This window comes from Endozoicomonas sp. SESOKO3 (assembly GCF_024606255.1).
In genome coordinates, this window is the sequence record NZ_JAHHPR010000037.1 from 1 (window position 1) to 6,393 (window position 6,393).

Below are 6,393 nucleotides of genomic sequence, written 5' to 3' on the forward strand. Positions count from 1 at the left end.
ACCATGGGCGGCTTTTCGGCACCATGCTCTTCGTCCAGTGGTTCAGGCTCCACATCCAAAAGATCGGCCAGTGCATTGATAGTGGACTGACCACCTGGAGGGCAACGGTTGATGGGTTCACCACTGACAATCGCTTCTGCGTATGGACGACAGCCCGGAAAGCCACATTGACCGCACTGGGTCTGAGGCAGCAGCTCATTCACCTGATCAATAATAGGGTTGCCTTCCACCTTGAAGCGGACACTGGCAAAACCCAGTATGGCGCCAAAAACAAGTGCCAGAGCAAGAAGGGCGATAATGGCAAAAATGACGATTTCCATAATCCTTGACAGATCTCCCTTACAGTTTGATCAGGCCAGGGAAGCCCATAAAGGCCAATGACATCAGGCCAGCGCTGATCATTCCGATGGCAGCGCCCCTGAAAGGAGCAGGAACATCGGCAGCAGCAATACGTTCACGCATGGCAGAGAACAAAACCAGCACCAGTGAAAAACCGGCAGCGGCACCAAAGCCATAGGTAGCGGAATCAACCAGTGAACTGTTTAATCGGTTGCTGTTCAGCAGAGCGACACCCAAAACAGCACAGTTGCTAGTGATCAAAGGCAGGAATACGCCAAGGACACGGTGCAGCAGAGGGCTGACTTTTCTAACCACCATTTCCGTAAACTGAACCACTACCGCGATGACAAGGATAAAGGCAATGGTTTTGAGAAATTCCAGACCCAGGGGAATCAGAAGGTACTGATAAGTCAGGTAGCTGCAGATTGAGGCCAGAGTGAGTACAAACGTGGTGGCCAGAGACATTCCCATGGCTGACTCCAGTTTGTTGGAGACACCCATAAACGGACAGAGGCCCAGAAACTGTACCAGTACAAAGTTGTTGACCAGGATGGCACTGATCATAATCAGTACCAGTTCGCTCATCTGTTCCATTTTGACTCTACCGAGAGTGTGTTCGAGGGACAGACAGGCTGCGGGGTGCTCTGTCCAGACGTCAGTAGCGTCAATACCCGAATGTGGCCGCTCATTATATATGCCATAAAAATGCAGTTAAATGATCTTTAAAGATCTAAAAGAAATAAATATAAAACGGTTCATGCCACTGTCTGACCATATTTCATGGTGAAAACTGCGGGATTATAGCGGGATTAGAAGGCTGATGCATTGTGGAAATCCATGGCCCGGCTTCTGGCTAAGGTCTTCAGCTTTATATAACGAAGGAATTATTCGGCTGAGAGGTTGTTTGTAAAGTAACTGGATTGGTTGAAAATCAAGAAATAATGGCCTAGTTTTCCGATCAATTCGATTAAACAGGTCGACTATTCATAAAAACCTGAGTGAAAAATCTGACTCGTTCTACTGAACTCGCAACCTTTTGCGCCCTCCTCTTCTATTGCAAGGATTGGGTTCAGGCAGTCTGGTTAGATTGTGTGTTTGCTTTTTGCAGGCATTTTCCCATTGATGGCCTGGGATACTGTTAACCTTAAATCCATTGATAAAGGTGCTGATCATGCTGGAGTGGAGTTTCATTCAACAGTCATTAGTTAAAGCCCTGATCTTACCTGCTCTGATAATACTTACATCTATCTGCTCAGAGGCAAGTGAGGAGACAGGGGTCATTATCGGTATTGACCTGGGGACCACTTACTCCTGCGTGGGTATTCGTCGGTCTGGGCGAACAGAAATCATCGCCAATGACCAGGGAAATAGAATAACACCATCCGTTATTAGCTGGACTCCCGAAAATGAGCGCTTTGTAGGGGATGCCGCCAAGAACCAGGCCACCAGAAATCCGGAGCTTACGGTATTTGATGTCAAGCGCATTATCGGTCGCGACTTTGATGACCCGAAATTACAGGCAGATATCAAGCACTTCCCTTTCAAAGTTGTGAATGTGAATGGTCAGCCCAGAATAGAAATGACAACCCTTCAGGAACATTTTTCATTTACTCCGGAAGAGTTAAGCGCAATGGTGCTGGGCAAAATGAAAACGACTGCGGAAGATTATCTCGGGGAGAAAGTCACCCGTGCGGTTGTCACTGTGCCTGCCTATTTCAACGATGCTCAGCGTCAGGCTACCAAGGATGCGGGCAGAATAGCAGGGTTAACTGTTGAGCGTATCATTAATGAACCCACCGCAGCGGCATTGGCTTATGGTTTAGACAAAAGGCTCAAGGGTGAAGAAAACGTACTGGTGTTTGATTTTGGTGGCGGCACGTTTGATGTATCAATACTGACGATTGATAATGGTGTCTTTGAGGTGCTGGCTACTGCTGGCGACACTCACCTGGGAGGGGAGGACATTGACCAGCGACTGGTGGATTACTTTAGTAAAATCGCTAAACGAAAATACGGTCTTGACCTGACCCATAACAAGCGTGCCCAGCAGAAATTACGCCGGGAGGTGGAGAAGGCCAAGCGTACTTTGTCAACGACCCATCAGGTGCGGGTTGAAGTTGAGTCACTGGCCGATGAAAAGGACTTCAGCGCGTCCTTGTCAAGGGCGAAATTTGAAGAACTCAATTTGGATCTGTTCCGAAAAACACTGACTTCTGTAAAGAAGGCCCTGCAAGATGCTGGTCTTGAGCGTCAGGATATCAATGAGATTATTCTGGTCGGGGGCTCCACCCGTATCCCCAAAGTTCGGGAGCTGTTGAGAGAGTATTTCAATGGCAAAGCTTTAAATCATAGTGTTAACCCGGACGAGGCTGTCGCCTATGGTGCTGCTGTTCAGGGAGCGGTGCTCAGTGGCGATAAGTCAAACAACGACATACTTCTGCTTGATGTAATCCCTCTTTCTCTGGGGATTGAGACAGTAGGTGGGGTTTTCGCAAAAATACTGACCCGCAACACGGTCATTCCCACCAAGAAACATCAGATCTTCAGTACCGCCAGTGATCGCCAGACTACAGTGACTATCAAGGTCTACGAGGGGGAGCGCCCCATGACCAAAGACAATCACCTGTTGGGTAATTTTGATCTTACCGGTATCCCACCCGCTCCCAGAGGTGTTCCTCAGATAGACGTGACTTTCTCTGTAGACGAGAACAGCATATTGACCGTGAAAGCTCAGGAAAAATCGAGTGGCAGTAACAATATCGTTATTAATAAAGATACTGGCCGGCTGAGCGAAGAGGACATTGAAAAAATGATTCAGGATGCCGAAAAATTCTCGGAGCAGGATCAGCGGGCACAAAAAAAGGTCGAGGCCCGTAACAAGTTGGAATCTCTTGTTTATTCGCACCGCTCTCAATTAAAGGATGACAGTGACGGCTGGGTCAATAAACTCTCTGCCGAAGACAAGAGTCTTCTTGATAATACCATTCAAGAGTCAATTTCCTGGCTTGAAGACAATACTGAGGCCAACACAGAAGAGTTAGAGGAAAAACATCAGGAAGTCAGTGATGCCATTCAGTCAATAGCTTCCCGGGCGGATAGTTCTTCTGAGGACAAATCTGAGGACAAATCTGAGGACAAATCTGAGGACAAAGATGAACTATGAGTAGCTGAAAGATAGCTCAGCTGCTGTTGACGACAAAATAAAAAAACGGGCTTGACAGCCCGTTTTTTTATTTTTTTGTTTCTTTGTTCGGGCTTAATCTAAAACCTGTAAGCATTTGTATGGTGGTAGATAAGGCACAAAAATAATGCAGTAGTCTTTGCCAGGAATTGAAACTCTCTAAACAGGGGTTGCATATGTGCCATGACCATTGGAAAGTCTTCGCTAGTGCCATTCAGAAATTCAACCCTGAAAGAACTTAAGTCATCGAATTCAGTGGCATTTTTTAGTTGAGATACAAAACACTCGTCGTTAAACGAATCATCAACAGAGTAAAAACTCCATGCTGGAAAGCTAAAAAAATGTCTGTATTCATGAACTACCACATAACTTCTATTATCCGATTCTGATCTCACATAAAACTTTTTGGTGTAGAACAGGTGTAGAACACTTCAGCATAAAGATTAAAACTTAATATCTGAAAGAAGGATAGAGAAAAAATAAAGGAAATATGCCTGGATAATTTTAAATGTTTGGAGACAATATTCAGTTTTCTTGTTCTGCTTGCAGTTTTAAAATGGCTGAAAATATTTTTATCATTTAAAACCTCAAAATGACTGTTTTTATTCGTCTGAAGATCAACGAGTACTATATCCTCTTGCATTCTCTCAGCCTCAGAAATAAATGAGATATCAGTATAGATGCGGACTCGTATACCCACCTGTCGATCTCGATGATCGGCTACGTCTGAGGCCATGATGTCTGTTGCAGGGCAGTGCCTTTAGGTGAGACACTGAGCATCGCCTGAGGTTTGTTTCTCAGCAATATCTCTCTGTGCTCAAGAGCGATGCCTGAGTAAGTCAGTGCCAGTCTGGCACGCATGGCGTAAGGGCATCGACGAAAAGAGTAAAGGATGGGTTGATTGCTGTCGTTCACTGAGGTTCTCTTTGCAGGAGTGCTGTGGCGTCATGCAGCATAGCACTCAGCGTTCCTTCTGGAGTATTTCGGCTCATGGCTGTTTTGAACATTTTGCATGAACCTGTTCAGGTTGGCCAGCTTCTGTGTTCATTGTTGATGACGAAGCGGTTGCTGTGTTCGACTGCTATGACGGCTATCTATGGTGGCGGCTATCTATGGTCGCTATCAGGTAGCTGATCAGTCCTCTAGATAATAAAGACTGATGAATGTTCAAACCAAAAGGTATTTCTGCAAGGGGAGGGCTGAAGGTAGAGTATCACGGAATTCTCATCGGCTTCGGACTTATGCTGAATGTGATTTAAGTTCTGGCGGATGAATACTCACGAGTTGCAAAGCCTACAGGAATCTCTCATGACAAAACCATTGGTTGTGATTACCGGTGCCAGTTCCGGAATTGGTGAAGCCATCGCCCGTCAATTCAGCGCCCAGGGTCATGCACTGTTACTGCTGGCAAGAAGAATTGAAAAGCTGGAAGCCCTGGAACTGCCCAATACCCTCTGCAGAAAAGTCGATGTGACTGATCGCGAAGCTTTTTATGCGGCAGTGGATGAAGCAGAATCGGTTTACGGTGAGACTGAATGTTTGGTCAACAATGCGGGTTTGATGCTGCTGGGTAATGCTGATGAACAAGACCCGGTCGAGTGGGATAGAATGATCAGTGTGAACGTCAATGGTGTACTAAATGGTATTGGTGCGGTTATTGGCAAAATGAAAAAGCGCAAGGGCGGTACCATTATTAACCTGAGCTCCATTGCTGGTATCAAAGGCTTTCCTAATCATATGGCCTACTGCGGCACCAAATTTGCAGTTCATGGCTTGTCTGAAACACTGCGTGAAGAAGTTGCGGACGACAATGTCAGAGTGATTACCGTTGCTCCCGGTGCAGTAGAAACTGAGCTGCTGAGTCACACGACATCCGGTGATATCAAGGAAGGTTATGAAAGCTGGAAAGACAGCATGGGGGGGGTTATTCATCCAGAAGACATCGCCAGCTGTGTGAACTTTGTTTACAACCAGCCTCAAAATGTCTGTGTGCGTGAGATTGTTGTTTCGGCTACACGTCAGCAGCCATAGGGCTCAGAGCGTTGGTGTATTGATCTGCGTCTGTATTATCAGGATAAATACGGGTTGGCTCGTGCAGCTGCCACCCTGTGTTTATGGCGAACCAGAACAGACTGTCCAGATGAGTCAGTGGCAGTGTCCCGCCGTCAATACCCAAATTGGGTCCTCTGGCTCTGGATGAACGCTGCAATCCCCGATCGGTAAGGTTGTCTGTATCCGGGTTCAAATAGTCAGGGTCAAAGCTTTGATTTGGATGATCCGGATAAACCTCGTCAGGAAAACGGCCTGATTTGATATCCTGTACGTAGCGGAATTTCGGGTCACACCAGTAACCACACTCAAGTGCAGCCCGGCTCAGCGACTCTGCCGGGAATTCCTGACCTATCTTTGCTTTCATGGCCTGCGTCTTCATTTTATAGGCACTACCAAACAGATCAGCGGCAATCGTCGCCAGCTCTTCCTGCAACTGCTGCATCTGCAGTGTGTTTTTGTAATCCAGATGGTCGGTGTCATGGCGAACCTTCAGCCAGTTAATTACCAGCCCGTAAAAGGCTTTCCCTAGCTCAGTAATCCGCAATTCGCCCTTTCTTTCACTATCGGTTGTAAAATAGAATTCTCTCATACCAAAACTGGAGGAGGTTTGTTCAGCAAATGAGCGAACGTCAGCCCAGTCTCTCATCCCCACCGGGGCGGGTGCTATGTTTGGGTAATCCTGGCCACTCCACTCTCCCATCGTGCCGGGAAGACCCTGAAATCCAAAAAAGGGCGTTGGTACCCACTGTCTTTCATCTTCAGCATTATGAAATGAGCTTAATGTATCCGGTGCCTGAAAATTGTGTTGCCAGAGACGACCT

7 protein-coding genes are annotated in these 6,393 nt (G+C 46.7%); 2 read left to right on the top strand and 5 right to left on the bottom strand.

Annotation, left to right across the window (positions count from 1 at the left end; translation table 11 throughout):
- A partial coding sequence (locus KDK18_RS00570; RefSeq protein WP_257252437.1) for an RnfABCDGE type electron transport complex subunit B occupies window positions 1–320 on the bottom strand: 320 nt, incomplete at its 3' end.
- A gap of 19 nt (window positions 321–339) precedes the next feature.
- Window positions 340–924, bottom strand: a complete 585-nt coding sequence (rsxA, locus tag KDK18_RS00575) for an electron transport complex subunit RsxA (protein ID WP_257252442.1) — start codon at window positions 922–924, stop codon at window positions 340–342.
- Between the two features lie 586 nt (window positions 925–1,510).
- Between rsxA and dnaK the strand changes: the two genes are divergently transcribed.
- Window positions 1,511–3,502: a molecular chaperone DnaK gene (dnaK, locus tag KDK18_RS00580; RefSeq protein ID WP_257252438.1), complete on the top strand. Its 1,992-nt coding sequence runs from the start codon at window positions 1,511–1,513 to the stop codon at window positions 3,500–3,502.
- Window positions 3,503–3,911: 409 nt separating this feature from the next.
- On the opposite strand, the gene KDK18_RS00585 is transcribed toward dnaK, so the two are convergent.
- On the bottom strand, window positions 3,912–4,256 hold the full coding sequence (locus KDK18_RS00585; RefSeq protein WP_257252439.1) for a hypothetical protein: 345 nt from the start codon (window positions 4,254–4,256) through the stop codon (window positions 3,912–3,914).
- The gene (locus KDK18_RS00590; RefSeq protein ID WP_368736425.1) at window positions 4,241–4,435 is read right to left on the bottom strand and encodes a glutathione S-transferase N-terminal domain-containing protein; all 195 of its coding nucleotides are present in this window, start codon (window positions 4,433–4,435) and stop codon (window positions 4,241–4,243) included. Before KDK18_RS00590 ends, KDK18_RS00585 begins: the two co-directional genes overlap by 16 nt.
- A 393-nt stretch (window positions 4,436–4,828) precedes the next feature.
- On the opposite strand from KDK18_RS00590, the gene KDK18_RS00595 reads away from it, so the two are divergent.
- Window positions 4,829–5,551 carry an SDR family oxidoreductase gene (locus KDK18_RS00595; RefSeq protein WP_257252440.1) on the top strand — a complete coding sequence of 241 codons (723 nt, stop codon included), beginning with the start codon at window positions 4,829–4,831 and terminating at the stop codon, window positions 5,549–5,551.
- Here the strand turns inward: KDK18_RS00595 and KDK18_RS00600 are convergent.
- The coding region (locus tag KDK18_RS00600) for a hypothetical protein (protein WP_257252441.1) at window positions 5,532–6,393 on the bottom strand (862 nt) is incomplete at its 5' end. The genes KDK18_RS00595 and KDK18_RS00600 overlap by 20 nt on opposite strands.

What these genes read in the sequence shown, in the direction of transcription:
- rsxA (WP_257252442.1), bottom strand. Translation starts at nt 924, where the DNA reads ATGAGCGAACTGGTACTGATTATGATCAGTGCCATCCTGGTCAACAAC.
- KDK18_RS00585 (WP_257252439.1), bottom strand. Translation starts at nt 4,256, where the DNA reads ATGGCCTCAGACGTAGCCGATCATCGAGATCGACAGGTGGGTATACGA.
- KDK18_RS00595 (WP_257252440.1), top strand. Translation starts at nt 4,829, where the DNA reads ATGACAAAACCATTGGTTGTGATTACCGGTGCCAGTTCCGGAATTGGT.
- dnaK (WP_257252438.1), top strand. Translation starts at nt 1,511, where the DNA reads ATGCTGGAGTGGAGTTTCATTCAACAGTCATTAGTTAAAGCCCTGATC.